Origin of the sequence: Paraburkholderia bryophila (genome assembly GCF_003269035.1) — a bacterium.
Classification (GTDB): domain Bacteria; phylum Pseudomonadota; class Gammaproteobacteria; order Burkholderiales; family Burkholderiaceae; genus Paraburkholderia; species Paraburkholderia bryophila.
Window position 1 is genome coordinate 1 of the sequence record NZ_QLTK01000084.1, and the last position, 1392, is coordinate 1392.

The 1392-nt window shown below is 61.6% G+C and carries 1 protein-coding gene; it reads left to right on the top strand.

Annotated features, from left to right (window positions below; genetic code table 11):
* Positions 1-142: 142 nt before the first annotated feature.
* Entirely contained in the window at positions 143-1339 is a 1197-nt protein-coding gene (locus tag BX591_RS35865) for an IS4 family transposase (protein WP_111936021.1), read from the top strand.
* The last annotated feature ends 53 nt before the right edge of the window (positions 1340-1392 follow it).

Sequence of the window (1392 nt, forward strand, 5' to 3'; positions counted from 1 at the left end):
GCAATGCTCTCAACTTAAGCCCCAAAGAGCTTGTAAACGCGGCATTGCCCCTGTAAACTTCGTCGCATAGCTCACTGATAAATCAACGATATGAACTCAAATACCAGCGTCCTCGAGGCTTCTGGCTGAGTTCTCCGAATTCCTGCTCGATCCGGCGCTCGCCGATCGCGTGCGTCGTTCTCCCGCTGCCTTTACCCGCAATCGCACGCTGACTTTGCCACGCATGGCCGCTCTGATGATGTCGGGCATGTGTGCCAGCGTGCAGACCGAACTTGATACGCTGTTTGGTGCATTGGGTGAGCATGGCGGACGTAGCCGCGCCGTCAGTGCGCAGGCGTTCAGCAAGGCCCGTCGCGGGCTGTCGGCCGAACTGTTCGAGCTGGCCCGCGCCCATCTGATTTCGCTGGCCCAACCCCACATCGATTCGACGCGCTGGCACGGCCTGAGACTGGTCGCCGCAGACGGTAGCCGCCTGCGTGTGGGCACGCGTCGCGGCCACGAACTGCGCGCCGATCACTACGCGTTTGCGCTGTTCCTGCCGGGCTCCGAACTGACCCTGCACGCAGCCCTTCATCCCGCCGATGGCGCTGAGCGGCAGATGCTGTTCGAAGCGCTGGACGTGTTGCAGCCCCATACCGATCTGCTGCTGCTCGATCGCGGCTATATCGGCAATACGATGGTGGCCGCGCTTGTACAACGCGAGATTGCGTTCTGCATGCGCGTCGACGCGCGTAACTGGAAGTGCGTCAGCGCCTTTGCCCGCAGCGGTAAAGCCGAACGTGTAGTGACACTGGAGGCGCCTGGCGAGCAGGATGCCCGCGACTACGAACTGGCGCGCACACCGACTACCGTGCGCCTGATCCGGGACGTTACGCCCAGCGGTCGTGTGCGTGTGCTGATGACTTCGTTACTCGATGGTCAGCGTTACCCGGCGGTGTCATTTGGGGCGCTCTATCACCAGCGCTGGCGCGTTGAAGAGGCGTTCAAACGCCTGAAGCACCGGCTACGACTGGAAGCCGTCACAGGCCTCGATTACCTGGCTTTGCAGCAGGACTTCGGCGCAAAAATCCTCGCTGACAACCTGTGCACCTTGCTCAGTGAGCTCGACGTATCGCACGACGATGCGTGTGCCAGTCGTCCGAACCGGGTGTACGCACTGGGTGCACTCAAACCTATCCTCGGCGGGTGCCTGCTGCGCATCAGGCGCTGTCTGGAAAGCCTCACCGGTGTGCTGGACGTGATCCGCCAGACCCGATGCCGGATACAGCCATCGCGCTCCTATCCAAGACCACCCAGAAAAGCCAAACCGCACTTCCATCTCGCGTACAAACTCGCTTGATGCGGTGGGGCTTAGGCTTAAGTTGAGAGCATTGCCCCGCACAGGGGCAACGC